This window comes from Neoroseomonas terrae, assembly GCF_018129025.1.
In the GTDB taxonomy this organism is placed as follows: domain Bacteria; phylum Pseudomonadota; class Alphaproteobacteria; order Acetobacterales; family Acetobacteraceae; genus Neoroseomonas; species Neoroseomonas terrae.
Window position 1 is genome coordinate 1 of sequence record NZ_JAAEDI010000048.1, and the last position, 17,226, is coordinate 17,226.

Sequence of the window (17,226 nt, forward strand, 5' to 3'; positions counted from 1 at the left end):
CGAGGTCGCGCCGACTGGCCGTGGCGCCGGCCGGCAGGGCGGCCAGCCCGGCCCACGCGAGAACACCGTGCCGGGCGAGACGCCGGGCGCGGCGCCGGCCGCCGCGCCGCGCTGACGCCACCCGATGAACATCTCGGCCCCCTTCATCGCCCGGCCGATCGCCACCTCGCTGCTCGCGATCGCGATGCTGCTGGCGGGTATCTACGGCTATCTGCGGTTGCCCGTGTCGTCGCTGCCGGAGGTCGATTTCCCGACCATCCAGGTGACGACGCAGCTCCCGGGCGCTTCCCCTGACACCATCGCGGTGCTGGTCACCGCGTCGCTCGAACGGCAACTGGCGCAGATCTCGGGGCTCAACGAGGTCGTGTCCGTCAGTGGCCCCGGGGTCAGCCGCATCACGCTGCAATTCAACCTCGGCCGCGACATCGACGATGCGGCGCAGGACGTGCAGGCGGCGATCAACGCGGCGCGCGGCACGCTGCCGTCCACCCTGCCCTACCCGCCGACCTATCAGAAGGTGAACCCGGCCGATCCGCCGATCCTGACGCTGGCGCTGACCTCGGACACGCTGCCGGTCGCGCGGCTGTCGGATGTGGTGGATACGCTGCTCGCGCAGCGGCTGGCGCAGGTGGGCGGTGTCGGACGGGTGGCCGTGCAGGGCAACATGCGGCCGGCCGTGCGGCTGCAGATCGATCCGCGGCGGCTCGCGGCCTACAATCTCAGCCTCGAGGATGTGCGGACCGCCGTTGCCGCCGCGAATGTTGCGGGGCCGAAGGGGTCGGTGGATGGACCTCAGCAGGCCTCCGCCGTGATGGCGAACGACCAGCTCAGTTCACCCGCCGCCTTTGCCGATCTGATCGTCGCCTGGCGCGGGGAGGCGCCGGTGCGCCTGCGGGACGTCGGCACGGCGGTAGAGGGCCTCGAGAACACGCTGACCGCCGCCTGGTTCAATGGCCGCCCGGCGATCCTGGTGGATGTGCAGCGCCAGCCGGGGGCGAACATCGTCGCGACCGTCGCCGCGCTGCGCGCGCAGTTGCAGTCACTGGAACGCGCGCTGCCCGCGGGTACGCAGCTTTCCATCGTGTCCGACCGGACGGAGATGATCCGCGCCTCGGTCGAGGAAGTGCAGCTCACCCTCGTCGTCGCCATCGTCCTGGTGGTGCTGGTGATCTTCCTGTTCCTGCGCACGGTGCGGGCCACCATCGTGCCGGGCATTGCCCTGCCGCTGTCGATCGTCGGCACCTTCGGCGTCATGGCGCTGTTCGGCTTCACCATCGACAACCTGTCTCTGATGGCGCTGGTCATCGCCACGGGCTTCATCGTCGACGACGCCATCGTGATGATCGAGAACGTCGTGCGCTTCGTGGAGAAGGGGATGCCGCCGCTCCAGGCGGCGTATGAGGGTGCGAAGCAGATCGGCTTCACCATCGTCTCCCTGACCGTCTCGCTGATCGCGGTGTTCATCCCGCTGCTGTTCATGGAGGGCGTGGTCGGCCGCCTGTTCCGCGAGTTCGCGATCGTGCTGTCGGTGTCGGTGCTCGTGTCGATGGTGGTGTCGCTGACGCTGACGCCGATGATGTGCGCGTATCTGCTGCGCCCGGCGGAGGAGGAACGTCCCGGCATCGTCAACCGCGCCTTTGAGGCCGGCTTCGAATGGATGCGCCGCGGCTATGCCGTGACGCTCGCTTGGGCGCTGCGGCGGGAAGGACTGATGCTGCTGCTCGCCCTGCTGACGCTGGGCGGGACCGTCTGGCTCTACGTCGTGATGCCCAAGGGCTTCCTGCCCCTGCAGGATACCGGGATCATCACCATCACGACCGAGGCGCCGCAGGACGTATCGTTTCGTCGCATGTCGGCGCTGCAGGCGAGCGTCGCCGAGATCGTCGCGCGCGACCCGGAGGTGGCGGCCGTCACCTCGGTGGTCGGCGCCGGCACGATCAACCAGGCGCAGAACACCGGCCGGCTAACCGTCGTCCTGCGCCCGCGCGGCGAACGCCAGGACGAGACGCGGGCGGTGCTGGACCGGCTGGCACCGCAGCTCGCGGCGCTGCCGGGCATCATCGCCTATCCGCAGCAGGTCCAGGACATCCAGATCGGCACGCGGCAATCGAGCACCCAGTACCAGTACACGGTGATGGATTCCTCGGCCGTCGAGCTCAACACCTGGGCGCCGCGGCTGCTCGACGCGCTGCGCGCCCTGCCGGAGCTGCGGGACGTCGCGACCGACCAGCGCGAGGACGGGCTGCGCATCGCCTTGAACGTGGATCGTGCGCGCGCGGCGCGGCTCGGCGTGACGATGCAGGCGATCGACGACACGCTGTACAACGCCTTCGGGCAGCGGCAGATCAGCACGATCTACGGCCAGGCGAACCAGTACCGCGTGGTGCTGGAGATCGACCCCGCCCAGGCAGCCAATCCCGAGGCGATCGGTGAGCTTCGGGTGGCCGGCAGCAGTTCCGTCACCACCAATGGCACGACCACGACGGTGGCGGGACAGGTGCCCCTCGCGGAGCTGGCGACCATCACCCGCGTACCGGGCCCGCTGACCGTCACGCGGCAGGATCAATTCCCGGCGGTGACGCTGAGCTTCAACCTCGCGCCGGGCGTCGCGCTGGGTGAGGCGATGACGGCGATCGCGCAGGCCGAGCGCAGCCTCGGCATGCCCGACACGATGGTGGGCTCCTACGGCGGCGACGCGGCGGAGTTCCAGCGCTCGCTCGCCGGCCAGGGCTGGCTGATCCTGGCCGCGATCATCGTCATCTACATCGTGCTGGGCGTGCTGTATGAGAGCGTGATCCATCCGATCACGATCCTGTCCACGCTGCCCTCGGCCGGCATCGGCGCGCTGGTGGCGCTCGACCTGTTCGGGCTCGACCTCAACGTCGTCGGGCTGATCGGCATCGTGCTGCTGATGGGCATCGTGAAGAAGAACGCGATCATGATGATCGACTTCGCGATCGAGGCGCAGCGCGACCACGGCATGTCCCCGCGCGAGGCCATCACCGAGGCCTGCCTGCTGCGCTTCCGCCCGATCATGATGACGACGCTCGCCGCCATCCTGGGCGCCGTGCCGCTGGTGCTGGGGCACGGTGCGGGCAGTGAGCTGCGCCTGCCGCTCGGCATCTCCGTCATCGGCGGGCTGCTGCTGAGCCAGGTGATCACGCTCTACACCACGCCGGTCATCTACCTGGCGATGGAGGCGATCCGGGCGCGCGTCGCCGGCTTCACGCACCGGCCGCGGGCGATGCCGGCGGAATAGCGCGATGTCGATCTCCGCCCCCTTCATCGCGCGCCCGATCGGCACCTCGCTGCTGGCGATCGGCCTCGCCCTCGCCGGTTTCGTCGCCTATTTCAACCTGCCGGTCGCGCCGCTGCCGCGGGTGGATTTCCCGACCATCGCCGTCTCCGCCAGCCAGCCGGGCGCGGACCCCGTCATCATGGCGGCCTCGGTGGCCGCACCGCTGGAACGGCGGCTTGGCGAGATACCGGGCGTCACCGAGATGACGTCGTCCTCGAGCCTCGGCTCGACCAACGTCATCGTGCAGTTCGATCTGTCGCGGTCGATCGAATCTGCCGCGCGGGACGTGCAGGCAGCAATCAATGCGGCGGGGCCGGACCTGCCGTCCGGGCTGACCTCGCCGCCATCCTTCCGCAAGCTGAACCCGGCGGACGCGCCGGTGCTGATCCTGGCGTTGACCTCCGACACCGTAGCACCCGGCGTCATCTACGATGCGGCCGACAGCATCCTCGGGCCACGCATCGCGCAGGTGCCGGGTACGGCGCAGGTGAGCCTCGCCGGCGCCGAACAGCCGGCGATTCGTGTTTCGGTCGACCCCGCCGCCGCCGCCGCGGCGGGCGTGTCGATGGACGATATCCGGCGGTCCATCACCGCCGCGAACGTCACGCAGGCGACAGGTTTCATCGACGGGCCGGAGCAATCCGCGGCCATCATCGTCAATGACCGGCTGTCGAGCGCGGCCGACTTCGGTTCCATCATCATCCGCCGGTCCGGCGATGCGCTGGTGCGGCTGGATGGCGTCGCGACGGTCGAGGACGGGCCGCGGGATCGCCGCCAGGCCGGGCTCTACAACGGCCGCCCCGCCGTCATCGTCTCGGTCTTCAAGCAGGCGGATGCCAATGTGCTGGAGGTCGTGGACAACATCCGCGAGCTGCTGCCCGACCTGCAACGCTGGATGCCGGCGGGTATCAACGTCACCATCATGCGCGACCGGTCGGAGACCATCCGCGCCAGCGTGTATGAGGTCGAGCACGCGCTGCTGATCAGCATCGTGCTCGTCGTGCTGGTCGTCGCGGCCTTCCTGCGGCGGAAGTCGGCGATCTTCGCTGCCGGCATCGCGGTTCCGCTGTCGCTGCTCGGCACCATCGGCTGCATGTGGCTGGCCGGCTTCTCGCTCAACAACTTCACGCTGATGGCGCTGACCATCTCGGTCGGCTTCGTCGTGGACGATGCCATCGTGATGATCGAGAACATGGCCCGCTTCACCGAACGCGGCCTGAAGCCGATGGAAGCGGCGCTTGAGGGCGCGAAGCAGATCGGCTTCACCGTGGTCTCGATCAGCCTGTCGCTGATCGCGGTGTTCATTCCGCTGCTGTTCATGGGCGGCATCGTCGGGCGGATGTTCCGAGAGTTCGCCGCTACGCTGTCCATCGCGGTCGCGATCTCGGCGCTGATCTCGCTGACAGTCACGCCGATGCTGGCGGCGCATCTCGCCAGCCGCGCGCCCCGCCCACCCGGCTGGTTCGGCCGGACCTTCGAGGCGCTGATGGACCGCCTCATCGCCGGCTACATGCGCAGCCTGGCGGTCGCGTTGCGCTGGCGGCGATCGATGATCGCGCTGACCATCGCGCTCGTCGGCGTGACCGTCTGGCTCTACACCGTCGTGCCGCGCGGCTTCTTCCCCGACCAGGACAGCGGGCTGATCTTCGGTTCGGTCCAGGCGCAGCCCGATACCTCCTTCCAGCAGATGACCGTCTATCAGCAGCAAGTCATGGACGTGATCCGCGCCGATCCGGCGGTGGAGAACGTCTCCGCTGCCGTCGGCGGTGGCGGGCTGTTCGGTGGGGGAGCATCGGTACGGCTGCAGCTGACGCTGGTGCCGCAGGACCAGCGGCCCGGCCTGACCGCGAACGACGTCATCAACCGGCTGCGCCGCCCGCTATCGACCGTGACCGGCACGCAGACCTTCATGCGCCCCGTCTCCGACATCGTCGTCGGCGGGCGGCAGGGCAATGCGTCCTACCAGTATGTCCTTCTGACACCCAGCATCGAGGATCTGTTCACCTGGAGCGAGGCGCTCGTCCGGCAGCTCCGCACCGTCCCGCAGATCGAGGACGTGTCGAGCGACCAGCAGCGGACCGGCCTCGTCACGCGCCTCGTCGTGGATCGCGATGCGGCGGCGCGGCTGGGCATTCCGGTGAACTCGCTCGACGCTGCGCTGAACAACGCCTTCGCGCAGCGCCAGGTCTCGACCATCTACCGCACGCGCAATCAATACCGCGTGGTCTTCGAAGTGGACCCGACGCTGACCCAGGCGCCCGAGGATCTGGAACGCATCTTCCTGCCCGGTCGCGACGGGCCGGTGCCGCTCGGTGCGGTGGTGAAGCTCGAACGCGGCATCTCGCCGCGATCCATTACCCATCAGGGGCTGTTCCCCGCCTCGACCATCACCTTCAACCTGGCGGCCGGCGTGTCGCTCGGTGAAGCGGCGGCGGCGATCGAGAAGGCGGCGCTCGACATCCAGATGCCGGCGACGATCCGCGGCGAATTCGCCGGCAATGCGCGCGCCTTCCAGAATTTCCAGGCCGGGCTGCCATTGCTGATCCTGGCGGCGGTGCTCGCGATCTACATCGTGCTCGGCGTGCTGTACGAAAGCCTGATCCACCCGCTGACCATCCTGTCCACCCTGCCCACTGCGGGGATCGGGGCGCTGCTCGCGCTGCTGGCGACCGGGCTGTCCTTCACGGTGATCGCGCTGATCGGCGTCATCCTGCTGATGGGCATCGTGAAGAAGAACGCCATCATGATGGTGGATTTCGCGCTGGAGCACGAACGCGAGGGTGGCGAAGGCGGCATGCAGGCGATCCTGGAAGCCTGCCGCGAACGCTTCCGGCCGATCCTGATGACGACGCTGGCGGCGCTGTTCGGCGCGGTTCCGCTGGCCTTCGCGACAGGGCCGGGGGCGGAGCTGCGCTCGCCACTCGGCATCACCATCATCGGCGGGATGATCCTGTCGCAGGTGCTGACCCTGTACACGACGCCGGTGGTGTACCTGGCGCTGGAACGGTTGGCGACGTCACGGCGGAAGCCGCTTCGGGGAGTGGCGCCGGCTGAGTGAGGGAGACGGGGATGGGCGTTGCCCCTCCCCGGACCCCACCCCACCAAAGGCCGAAGGGCCTTTGGAAACCTTGACCTTTGCGCTGCGCGAGACGCGGGGTTCGCAATGTCCGTGTGCGGTGCCCGGCACCAGGGGCTTCGCTTGGTTCACGGCATCACTCGCGTAGATGCCTGGCCAGGCTCACCGGAGCTTCAGTGGACCCGGGGCTGACCCCGACGCCAGGTGCCAAGTCGAGGTTTCCAAAGGCCCTTCGGCCTTTGGCGGGAGAGGTTTGGAGAGGGGCAGCGCCCCTCTCCAACGCGCTCAGTTCACCGTAATCCGCGCCTCGCGCACCACCCGTGCCCACTTGGCGGACTCATCCCGCAGGAACGTCGCCAGTTCCTCCGGCGTGGACCAAACCCCATCGGCGCCCGCTGCCGCCAGGCGTTCGCGCACCGCGGGCTGCGCCAGGGCTTCGCGGATCGCCGCGTTGACGCGCAGCACGATCGGCGCCGCCGTGCCGCCCGGTGCCATCACGGCGCCCCACGATGTCGCCTGAGCGTCCGGCAGGCCGATCTCGGCGACGGTGGGCACGTCCGGCAGCAGCGAGGAGCGGCGTGCGCCGGTCACCGCCAGCGCCCGCACACGGCCGCCCTGGATCTGCCCGATCGCGGATGGGATCTGGTCCAGCATCATCTGGACACTGCCGGCGACGACGTCGTTCAGCGCCGGCGCGCTGCCTCGGTACGGGACATGCGCGATGTCCACCTGCGCGGCGAGCTTGAACAGCTCCGGCACCGTATGCGTCGAGGAACCCGACCCGGCCGAGCCGTAGGACAGCGCCCCCGGTCGTGCGCGGATGAGCGCCAGGAGTTCCTGCGCCGTCTGCGCGGGCACCTGCGGATTCACGATCAGCACGTGGTCCGTGGTGAAGGCCATGGAGATGGGCGTCAGGTCACGCAGCGGGTCGAAGCCCAGATTGCTGTAGAGGTGCGGGTTCACCGTCAGCGTGCCGGTGGTGCCCATCAGCAGCGTCGTGCCGTCGGCCGGGCTGCGTACCACGGCCTCGACACCGATGTTGCCGCCGGCGCCGGTGCGGTTCTCCACCACCACAGGCTGGCCCAGGGTTTCCTGGAGGCGCTCGGCGAGGACGCGCGCCACGACGTCCGTCGCGCCGCCGGCGGGAAACGGCACGACGAAACGGATCGGGCGCGTCGGCGTCCATGCTGCCTGCGCGTGGGCGGCGACCGGTGCGGCGAGGGCGGTGGCGAGCAGGGCTCGGCGTGTGGCGATCATGGCTTTGTCCCGGACGTTGTTGCGTTGTTCAGCAGAAGGCGTGGCCGGCCTTCGCGGCCTGGATCACCGCCTCTGGGTCTTCCGCCCACCAGCGGTTGGACAGGATCTCAACCTCGACGCCGCCGGCCCAGCCGGCGGCCTCGGCCATGGCGCGAATGGCGGGAATGTCGATGACGCCCTCCCCCGGCATGCCGCGGTCGAAGACGGTATCAACGGTCGGCACCTTCCAGTCGCAGACGTGGAAGCCGGCAATGCGCCCCTTCGCACGCTGCATCTGCCGCGCAAGATCCGGATCCCACCAGACGTGATAGACATCGAGCGCGATGCCCGTGCCCTCGCCGAGTTCCTCGCAAAGATCGAGCGCCTGGCCGAGCGTGGACAGCACCGAACGATCGGCACAGGTCATCGGATGCAGCGGTTCCAGCGCGAGCGTCACGCCGGCGGCGCGGGCGTCGGGCAGGATGGCGTGCAGGCCGTCGCGCATCATCTCCCGCGCGCCCGGCAGGTCCTTGGAGCCCTTGGGCAGGCCGCCGCCGAGCACGACGAGGCAATCGGCGCCGATCGCGTGAGCCTCGGCGATCGCGCGGCGATTGTCCTCGATGGCGGCAGCGCGGCCGGCGGCGTCGGCGGCGGGGAACATGCCGCCGCGGCACAGGCCCGTGACCTTCAGGCCAGCGTCGCGGATTTGCTTCGCTGCGGCATCCACGCCGGCGGCGTTGAGCACGTCGCGCCAGGGGGAAATCGCGGTGATGCCGTGACGGGCGCAGGCCTCGATGACCTGCGGGAGGGTCAGCGCCTTGACCGTGATGGTGTTGAGGCTGAGCGGGCCGGGAGCGGTCATGGGCGCGGCACGGTCAGAGAGGGGCTTTGCCCCTCTCCGAACCTCTCCCCACCAAAGGCCGAAAGGCCTTTGGAAACCTTGACTTGGTATCGAACAATGCAGGCTTGCGGCATCTTGAAGGGTGCGCCGTGTGCATCGCCGGGGCCATCTGCCGGGCACCGGGCATGAGAGCGGCCTTGACCTGCTGCCGCGCCTCCCCTGCCCAGCACCAGATACCGGTTTCCAAAGGCCCTTCGGCCTTTGGCGGGGGAGGTTTGGAGGGGGCGGCGCCCCCTCCATGCGCGCCCACCCATCACGCGACCCCATGCAGCGCGAGCAGCGTCTTCATCCGCGCCACAGCCATCTCCGGATCGCGGAGAAGCCCGGCCTTGTCGGCGAGACGGAACAATTCGGAGAAATGCTGGATCGACCGTGTCGATTGCTGGCCGCCGACCATCACGAAATGGTCCTGGTGGCCGTTCAGCCAGGCCATGAACACGACACCGGTTTTGTAGAACCGCGTCGGCGCCTTGAAGATGTGCCGGCTCAGCGGGACCGTCGGGGCCAGGATGTCGTGGAAGGTCGACAGGTCGTTGCGCGACAGCGCGGCCAGCGCCCCGCCCACCGCCGGCGCGATCGGGTCGAAGATGCCGAGCAGCGCATCCGAATGCCCCTGCTCGTCGCCCGCGATCAGTTCCGCGTAGTTGAAGTCGTCGCCGGTATACATGCGGACGCCGCGCGGCAGACGGCGGCGCATCACGATCTCCTTCTGGTCATCCAGCAGGGAGATCTTCACGCCGTCGACCTTGTCGGCATGCGCGTGGATGACGGCGAGCGCCGTCTCCATGGCGGCCATGTGGTCGTGATTGCCCCAGTAGCCCTCAAGGGCCGGGTCGAACATCTCGCCGAGCCAGTGGATGACCACGGGCTGCTTCACCTGCGACAGGATGCGGCCATAGACGCGCTCATAGTCGGCTGGGGACTTCGCGGCCTTCGCCAAGGCGCGGGACGCCATCAGGATGATGCGGCCGCCCATCGCCTCGACGGCTTCGCATTGTTCCTCATAGGCGCGGATCACGTCGTCCACCGTGACGTCCGGGCCCGGCGTCAGGTGGTCTGTGCCGGCGCCCGATGCCATCACGGCGCCGGGGTGGTCCTTCATCGTGTCCAGGGAACGCCGGATGAGTTCCTGCGCGCCGACCCAGTCGAGACCCATGCCGCGCTGCGCCGTGTCCATCGCCTCCGCCACGCCCAGGCCGAGCGACCACAGATGCTTGCGGAACGCGATGGTGCGGTCCCAATCGATCTTCACGTCGAGCCAGGGGTCCTGCTCGGCGCGCGTGTCGGCGACGACATGCGCTGCGGCGAGGGCCACGCGCGGGAAGGGCGGCGTCGCCTTCGGGAAGTCGCGCGGCGGCGAGGTGGTGAAGCCCTCGATGACGTTGCCGTTCGGCAGGTTGATCGTCGGCATCCTGTGTCCTTTCCGCGCGCCCTGAGGACCGGCGCCAATTGACAGAAAAAGGGATAGGGGTGCGGGGGAAGGTTCTCCTTCCCCCTGCCCTTCACACCGCCAGCTTCGGCATGTCGATCCAACGGCGTTCCGCCCAGGACTTCAGCCCCGCCTCGGCGAGTTGCACGCCCTTCGCCCCGGCCAGCAGGTCCCACGGATAATCGGCGCGCTCGCCGGCGACGTGCTTCAGGAATTCCTCCCACTGCACGCGGAAGCCGTTGGGGAAATCCTGCGTCGTCGGCACTTCCTGCCAGCCGGCGAAGAAGTCGATGGTTTGCGGCTGGTCGGGATTCCAGACGGGCTTCGGCGTCGCGACGCGCGACTGCGTCCAGCATTTGTGCAGGCCGCAGATCGCCGATCCATGCGTGCCGTCCACCTGGAAGGTCACGAGGTCGTCGCGGCGCACGCGCGTCACCCAGGACGAATTGATGTGCGCGATCACGCCGCCTTCGAGCTGGAAGGTCGCATAGGCCGCATCGTCCGCATCGGCCTTGTAGGGCTTGCCATCCTCCCCGATGCGTTCGGGGATGTGCACGGCGCCGAGGCAGGACACCGCCTCAACATTGCCGAACAGATTGTCCAGCACGTAGCGCCAGTGGCAGAGCATATCGAGGATGATGCCGCCGCCCTCGGCCTTCTTGTAGTTCCAGGACGGGCGCTGCGCGGGCTGGAGATCGCCCTCGAACACCCAGTAGCCGAACTCGCCCTTCACCGAGCAGATGCGGCCGAGGAAGCCGCTGTCGATCACCATCTTCAGCTTGCGCAGGCCGGGCAGGAACAGCTTGTCCTGCACCACGCCGTTCTTGATGCCGGCGGCCTTCGCGAGGCGCGCCACGTCGAGCGCATCCTCCAGCGTATCGGCGGTCGGCTTCTCGCTGTAGGTGTGCTTGCCGGCCGCGATTGCCTTGCGCAGCAGCCCGGCGCGCATCTGCGTCGTCGCGGCGTCGAAGAAAATCTCGTCCTTGGGGTCGGCCAAGCAGGCGTCGAGGTCGGTGCTGACGCGGCTGATGTTATGCGCCTTCGCCAGCGCCTCCAGCTTCGCCCTGTTGCGCCCGACGATGATGGGGTCCGGCATGATCGTGTCGCCATTGGCGAGCTTCACGCCGCCATCGGCGCGGATGGCCGCGATGGAGCGTATCAGGTGCTGGTTCATCCCCATCCGGCCTGTGACGCCGTTCATGATGAGGCCGATGCGGCGTTCCGCCATGGTTCCCGGATTCCTTTGGTTACGACAGCCAGCGATGGAGATTGGCCGCGACGAAGGCGTCATCCGTCAGCGTCGGATAGCGTTCGGCGACGGCGGTCAGCAGCTCCGCCTGGCCCGGCGAGAGCGATTCATGATCGTCGAGGCACCAGATGCCTTCGAGCAGGCCCTGGCGACGCAGCACCTCATGGCAGCCGGCGATGACGCCGTGAAAGTCGTTCGCGACGTCGAAGACCGCGGCATTCATCTCGGTGACGGCGGCATCCAGCTCCAGCAGTTCCGCCGGGATGGCGCCGCCCCGCACGGCGGCGCAGCGGCGCTGCAATTCCACGGCGCCCCGCGTCCAGACGGACCAATGGCCGAGCAGCCCGCCGACGATGCGCAGCGTCACGGCGCGACCCTGATGCGACAGGGTGAACGGCGTCAGCAGATCCGCGACGATATGGTCGTCATTCCCGGTGTAGAGCGCGATGCGGTCCTGCGCGCCCGCTTCCAGTACGCCGCGGATCACGTCGAGCGTCGCATAGCGATTGAAGGGCGCCATCTTGATGGCGACGACGTTCTCGATGGCGGCGAAGCGGCGCCAGAAGGACAGCGGCAGCTTCACGCCACCCACCGCCGGCTGGAGGTAGAAGCCGAACAGAGGCATCTCGGCAGCCACTGCCTCGCAATGGGCGATGATCTCGTCCTCCGACGCGCCCTTCCAGGCGGCCAGCGACAGCAGGATGGCGTGGTAGCCGAGGCCGCGCGCGACCTGCGCTTCCTTCACGGCCTGCGCGGTGCGGCCAATGGCACCGCCGACGAGGATCGGAGTGTCGCGCCGTTCGGATGCGGCTTCGGCGGCAATGCGCAGGACGGTCTCGTAGAGGCCGCGCTCGCGGATCGCGAATTGCGTGGTGTGGACGCCGACGGCGAGGCCACCGGAACCGGCATCGAGGTAGTAGCGCGACAGCGCCCTCTGGCGCTTGGGGTCGAGCTCGCGCGCCGCATTCAGCGCCAGCGGATGTGCCGGAATGGCGCAGCCGGCGGTCAGGCGCTCGGCGATGCCTGCGGGCCAGTCCTGTCGCTTGAGACCCACGCCTCGTTTCCCCCGGCAGTAACCAAGCGGTTACTATGCGACGGAAGCGGAAGGGTCAAGCGCGCGGCCGAAACGCGAAACGGCCCGCGCATGAAGCGCAGGCCGTTTCGATCATGGTCGCCTTGTGGAGCGGTGGTGCCCGGCCAAGTCCGCAATCCGGCGGAATGACCCGTCGGGCCCGGCGCCGAAAGCTTGCGGTCCAGGTGGCCCAGCCACCTGGCGGGGTGGTCCGGAGGGGCAGGGCCCCTCCGGCTTCCCTGCGTTCAGCGGCGCAGGTTCAGTCGCCCGATCAGCGTCTCGTAGCGCTTCTGGTCCTTGCGCTTCAGGTAATCCAGCAGGCCACGGCGCTGGCCGACCAGCACGAGCAGGCCACGACGCGAGTGGAAGTCCTTCGCGTGGGTCTTGAGGTGCTCGGTCAGGTTCGAGATGCGCTCGGACAGGATCGCGACCTGGACTTCCGGGCTGCCCGTGTCGTTCGGGCCGGTCGCATAGTCCTTGATGACCGCCTGGCGGCGTTCGGCAGTGATCGACATCGTCTGTATCCTTGTGCGTCAGCGTTTCAGTCGGCCGATTCAGACCTTCACGCCTGCGGCGTTCCGGTCATCGGACGACATCAGGAACCGCCCTGGCCCAGCCACCGCTCCGGCTTCAGCAAGCCTTCCTCGAAGCGGGCGAGACCCATCAGGCGCCCCCCCGCCATCGCCCTGGCCAAGCCCCCATCGGGGTTGGCCTCGCGCGGTACCCGGCCCATCAGCTCAACCAGCGGGATGGGCTGGCCGAAGGACAGGCGGGCGACTTCAGCTTCGGTGAGGGCCAGTGCCGGGATGTCGGCCAGCGCGGTCGTCACCGGAAGAAGAAGGTCCGGGGAAGGGGGCGGCGTATCGCCCGAAACGGCGATCTTGTCCAGCGGAACTGCGTCCTTCTCGAGGAACGGCCCCACCCGCATGCGCCGCAGCGCCGCAATGTGCCCGACCGCCCCGCAGGCCCGCGCGATGTCGCGCGCGAGGGAACGCATGTACACGCCCTTGCCCGATTCCACGAAGAACACGGCGGTGTCGGCGTCGGGCCGCTCGATCAGTTCGAAACGATCGACGCGCGCGGGGCGCGGCGCCAGTTCCACGATTTCACCGGCGCGTGCGAGGTCATACGCCCGCTCGCCGGCGACCTTGATGGCGGAATAGATCGGCGGCACCTGCATGATATCGCCGATGAAGGCCGGCAGCGCTGCGCGGATTTGGTCATCGGTCGGGCGGACGTCGCTGGTCTCGATGACATTGCCGTCGGCGTCGTCGGAATCCCGCGCCTCGCCCAGCTTGAGCGTGAAGCGGTACTGCTTCGTGCCGTCCATCACATAGGGGACGGTCTTGGTCGCCGCGCCGAAGGCGATCGGCAGCACGCCCGTCGCCAGAGGGTCCAGCGTGCCGCCATGGCCGCATTTCTGCGCCTGGAAGCTGCGCTTGCAGATGGCGACCACGTCGGTCGAGCCGATCGCGGTCGGCTTGTCGATGATCAGCCAGCCGTCGAGCGGGCGGCCCTTCGGCTTGCGGTGGCGTTGGCGATGCTGGGCCATGAAACGTTCCGTAGCGGGTCGATGCCGGCGGCGCGAGGCTCGCCGGCGCAAGGGGGTCAGCTGAGGAGGCTGCCGGTGGACGAATATGAGGAAGAAGACAAGGAGTACCCGTTCTGGGGGCGTGTCGCGATCGGCCTGGCCGTCCTGTTCATGGGCGCCTGCGCGGGCTGGCTGATCGCGGAAAGCTGGACCGGCGCGCTGTGGGGCTCGATCCTGGCCTCGCCGGTCGGGCTGCTGGGCTTCGCCGCGCCGCGGGCGATGGCCGCAATCCTCGTCGTCTTCCAGGTGTTTTCCTGCGTCTCCTGATCTAGACCTGGACCGGGCGCGGCTTGCCCGCCGCATCCAGCGCCACGAAGGTGAAGGTCGCCTCGGTGACGCGCCATGCTTCCTCGGACGTACGATCCCGGCGCCAGGCCTCGACATGCACGCGGATCGACGTCCGCCCGACGCCGAGGAGACGGCCGTAGAGGCTGACCTCATCGCCGATATGCACCGGCCGATGGAAGGTCATTGCCTCCACCGCGACGGTCGCGATGCGCCCATGCGCCGCGCGGGACGCGACGGAGGCGCCCGCCTGGTCCATATGCGCCATCAGCCAACCGCCGAAGATGTCTCCGGCCGGGTTGGCGTCGGCCGGCATGGCGATGACGCGAATCTGCGGCGCTTCATCAGGCAGGGTCACGGTTCGTCCTTGTCCGTCTCGAGGTCGCGCTGCACCTCGGGCCGGTGCATCACCTCGTTGATGTGCATGGCGTAGCCGAGCGCGGTGTCGGGCTGGAAATGCAGGTCCGGCGCGTACTTCAGGCGCACGGCATGCGCCACCTCCCGACGCAGGAAGGGGGAGACGCGCTTCAGCCCGGCGAGTTGCTCCTTCGTCAGGTCCTTGCCGAGAGCCGAGACGAAGGCCGTCACATGCTTGAGGTCAGGAGAAGCGCGAACCTCGGTGACAGTGACGTGCACACCGTGCAGGTCGGGGTCGCGAAACTCTGCCCGCGTGAAGACGGCCGAGAGAGCGTGGCGGATCTCCTCGGCGACGCGGAGCATGCGCTGGGATGGGGCGCCGGATTTGGTGTGTTTCATCTCTCTATCCTCCGCGGTGGGACGCGGAGGGGCGCTGCCCCTCCGCACCACCCCGGCAAAGGCCCGAGGCCTTTGCAAACCATTAGTTGGTGCCGGGCACGAGAGCCACAGCGAAAACGCCGGGCGCACATCGCGCCCGGCGCCAAATCAAAGGTGTCCAGAGGCCTTTCGGCCTTTGGCGGGGTGGCCTGGAGGGGCAGAGCCCCTCCAGCATCAGGCCGCCGCGACGGTCTCCACCTCGTAGCACTCGATCTGGTCGTCCACGCGGATGTCGTCGTAGTTCGCGAAGGACATGCCGCATTCGAGGCCGTTGTTCACCTCGCGCACGTCGTCCTTGAAGCGCCGCAGCGTGGAAAGTTCGCCCTGGTGGATCACCACGCCGTCGCGCAGCAGGCGCACGCCGGCGCCGCGCTTCACGATGCCTTCCGTCACGCGGCAACCGGCGATCTTGCCCATCCGCTTGACCTCGAAGACCTGCAGGATCTGCGCGTAGCCGAGGAACTTCTCGCGCTGCACCGGGGCAAGCTTGCCCTTGTAGAGCTTCTCGATGTCGTCCGCGACTTCGTAGATGATCGAGTAGTAGCGGATGTCCACGCCTTCCTTCGCCGCCAGGTCACGCGCCTGGGACGTCGCCCGGACGTTGAAGGCGACGATGACGGCGCTGGAGGCCTTGGCGAGCTGGATGTCGGATTCCGTGATCTGGCCGACCGCGGAATGCAGCACGCGAACCTTCACCTCGTCGTTGCCGAGCTTGCCCAGGGTGACGCCGATCGCTTCGGCGGAACCCTGCACGTCGGCCTTCACGACGACGGCGACTTCCTTCTGCTCGCCCGCCTGGATGCGCGCCAGCATGTCGTTCAGGCTGCCGCGCGCGCCGGCGGCCGCATTGGCCTTCTCGCGCGCCCGCCGCTGGCGGAACTCGGAGACTTCGCGGGCGCGGTTCTCGTTCTCGACGGCAATGAAGTTCTCACCGGCCGACGGCACGCCCGACAGGCCGAGGATCTCGACCGGCAGGGACGGCATGGCGTCCTTGAGCTGGCGCCCCTTGTCGTCCAGCATCGCGCGCACGCGGCCCCATTCGGCGCCGGCCACGACGATGTCGCCCTGCTTCAGCGTACCCTTCTGCACCAGCACGGTCGCCACGGGGCCACGGCCGCGATCGAGCTTGGACTCGATCACCGTGCCTTCCGCCGCGCGGTTCGGATTGGCCTTCAGGTCCAGCACCTCGGCCTGCAGCGAGATGGCTTCCAGCAGCTTGTCGAGGTTGATGCGCTGCGTCGCGGAGACCTCGATCTCCTGCGTGTCGCCGCCGAGCGATTCCACGACGATCTCGTGCTGCAGCAGTTCCTGCTTCACGCGCTCCGGCTTCACGCCCGGCTTGTCGATCTTGTTGACCGCCACGATGATCGGCACGCCCGCCGCCTTGGCGTGGCGGATCGCCTCGACCGTCTGGGGCATCACGCCGTCATCGGCCGCAACCACCAGCACGACCATGTCGGTCACGGAGGCACCGCGCGCCCGCATGGCGGTGAAGGCCTCGTGGCCCGGCGTGTCGATGAAGGTGACCTTCGACCCGTCCGGCACCGTGATCTGATAGGCGCCGATATGCTGGGTGATGCCGCCCGCCTCATGCGCGACCACGTCGGTCTTGCGCAAAGCGTCGAGCAGCGAGGTCTTGCCGTGGTCGACATGCCCCATGATGGTCACGACCGGCGGACGCGCCTGCAGGTCGGTGTCGATGTCCTGCGCGCCTTCCAGGCCAATCTCGACGTCGGACTCGCTCACGCGCTTCACGCGGTGGCCGAATTCCTGCACCACCAGCTCGGCGGTGTCAGCGTCGATCGACTGGGTCAGCGTCGCCATCACGCCCATGCGGAACAACGCCTTCACCACCTCGCCGCCACGGGCGGCCATGCGGTTGGCGAGTTCCTGGACCGTGATCGCTTCCGGCACGACGACGTCGCGCACCACGCGCTCGCCGCCCGAACGGAGGCGGGCGAGCTCCTGCTGCCGGCGCTCGCGGTCGCGGGCGCGGCGGAGGGACGCGATGGAGCGGCTGCGCTCATCCTCGCCCTCGATCGCGGCCTGCACGTCGATGCGGCCTTCGCGGCGGCGGTCGGTGGTCGGGGCGGCCTTCTTGACCGGCACCGGCATCGGGCGACGGCCGGGCGCGCCCGGCGGGCCACCGGGGCGGCGCACGGCGGGGCGGCGTTCGTCCTCGTCCTCGGGCGAGCGCGCCTTCAGCGTCAGCCGTGCCGCAGGGCTGTCGCCCTCGGGCTTGCGGGCGACCGGGGCCGCGGGGGCGCCGGCCGGACGCGCCACAGGGCGCGGCG

The 17,226-nt window shown here is 68.8% G+C and carries 13 protein-coding genes; 3 read left to right on the forward strand and 10 right to left on the reverse strand.

The genetic code is table 11. The annotated features are described in order from the left end of the window. Positions 1 to 124: 124 nt before the first annotated feature. Positions 125 to 3,259, forward strand: coding sequence for an efflux RND transporter permease subunit (locus tag GXW78_RS27190; protein WP_211872063.1), 3,135 nt, complete (start codon positions 125 to 127; stop codon positions 3,257 to 3,259). Between the two features lie 4 nt (positions 3,260 to 3,263). Beyond that, on the forward strand, positions 3,264 to 6,356 hold the full coding sequence (locus GXW78_RS27195; RefSeq protein ID WP_211872064.1) for an efflux RND transporter permease subunit: 3,093 nt from the start codon (positions 3,264 to 3,266) through the stop codon (positions 6,354 to 6,356). Between the two features lie 303 nt (positions 6,357 to 6,659). Here the strand turns inward: GXW78_RS27195 and GXW78_RS27200 are convergent, their stop codons facing one another. The 7 genes from GXW78_RS27200 to truB form a co-directional block, all read right to left on the reverse strand. Continuing rightward, positions 6,660 to 7,631, reverse strand: a complete 972-nt coding sequence (locus GXW78_RS27200; RefSeq protein WP_211872065.1) for a Bug family tripartite tricarboxylate transporter substrate binding protein — start codon at positions 7,629 to 7,631, stop codon at positions 6,660 to 6,662. Positions 7,632 to 7,659: 28 nt separating this feature from the next. Then, positions 7,660 to 8,472 (reverse strand): sugar phosphate isomerase/epimerase family protein, encoded by an 813-nt coding sequence (locus GXW78_RS27205; protein WP_211872066.1) that lies wholly within the window; start codon positions 8,470 to 8,472, stop codon positions 7,660 to 7,662. 292 nt (positions 8,473 to 8,764) lie between these two features. Beyond that, entirely contained in the window at positions 8,765 to 9,922 is a 1,158-nt protein-coding gene (locus tag GXW78_RS27210) for a dihydrodipicolinate synthase family protein (protein WP_211872068.1), read from the reverse strand. 91 nt (positions 9,923 to 10,013) lie between these two features. Continuing rightward, positions 10,014 to 11,168, reverse strand: coding sequence for a Gfo/Idh/MocA family protein (locus tag GXW78_RS27215; RefSeq protein ID WP_211872069.1), 1,155 nt, complete (start codon positions 11,166 to 11,168; stop codon positions 10,014 to 10,016). Between the two features lie 19 nt (positions 11,169 to 11,187). Further along, a complete protein-coding gene (locus tag GXW78_RS27220) occupies positions 11,188 to 12,243 on the reverse strand; it encodes a dihydrodipicolinate synthase family protein (RefSeq protein ID WP_211872070.1) in 1,056 nt (351 codons plus the stop codon). 263 nt (positions 12,244 to 12,506) lie between these two features. Further along, a complete protein-coding gene (rpsO, locus tag GXW78_RS27225) occupies positions 12,507 to 12,776 on the reverse strand; it encodes a 30S ribosomal protein S15 (protein ID WP_198371148.1) in 270 nt (89 codons plus the stop codon). 80 nt (positions 12,777 to 12,856) lie between these two features. Then, a complete protein-coding gene (gene truB, locus GXW78_RS27230) occupies positions 12,857 to 13,813 on the reverse strand; it encodes a tRNA pseudouridine(55) synthase TruB (protein WP_211872071.1) in 957 nt (318 codons plus the stop codon). 75 nt (positions 13,814 to 13,888) lie between these two features. On the opposite strand from truB, the gene GXW78_RS27235 reads away from it, so the two are divergent. Continuing rightward, positions 13,889 to 14,119, forward strand: a complete 231-nt coding sequence (locus GXW78_RS27235; protein WP_211872072.1) for a hypothetical protein — start codon at positions 13,889 to 13,891, stop codon at positions 14,117 to 14,119. Position 14,120: 1 nt separating this feature from the next. On the opposite strand, the gene GXW78_RS27240 is transcribed toward GXW78_RS27235, so the two are convergent. From GXW78_RS27240 to infB, 3 genes are all read right to left on the reverse strand, one after another. Next, positions 14,121 to 14,453: an acyl-CoA thioesterase gene (locus GXW78_RS27240; RefSeq protein WP_211872075.1), complete on the reverse strand. Its 333-nt coding sequence runs from the start codon at positions 14,451 to 14,453 to the stop codon at positions 14,121 to 14,123. A 38-nt stretch (positions 14,454 to 14,491) separates the two neighbouring features. Beyond that, positions 14,492 to 14,893: a 30S ribosome-binding factor RbfA gene (gene rbfA, locus GXW78_RS27245; RefSeq protein WP_211872073.1), complete on the reverse strand. Its 402-nt coding sequence runs from the start codon at positions 14,891 to 14,893 to the stop codon at positions 14,492 to 14,494. 213 nt (positions 14,894 to 15,106) lie between these two features. Continuing rightward, the coding region (gene infB, locus GXW78_RS27250) for a translation initiation factor IF-2 (protein WP_211872074.1) at positions 15,107 to 17,226 on the reverse strand (2,120 nt) is incomplete at its 5' end.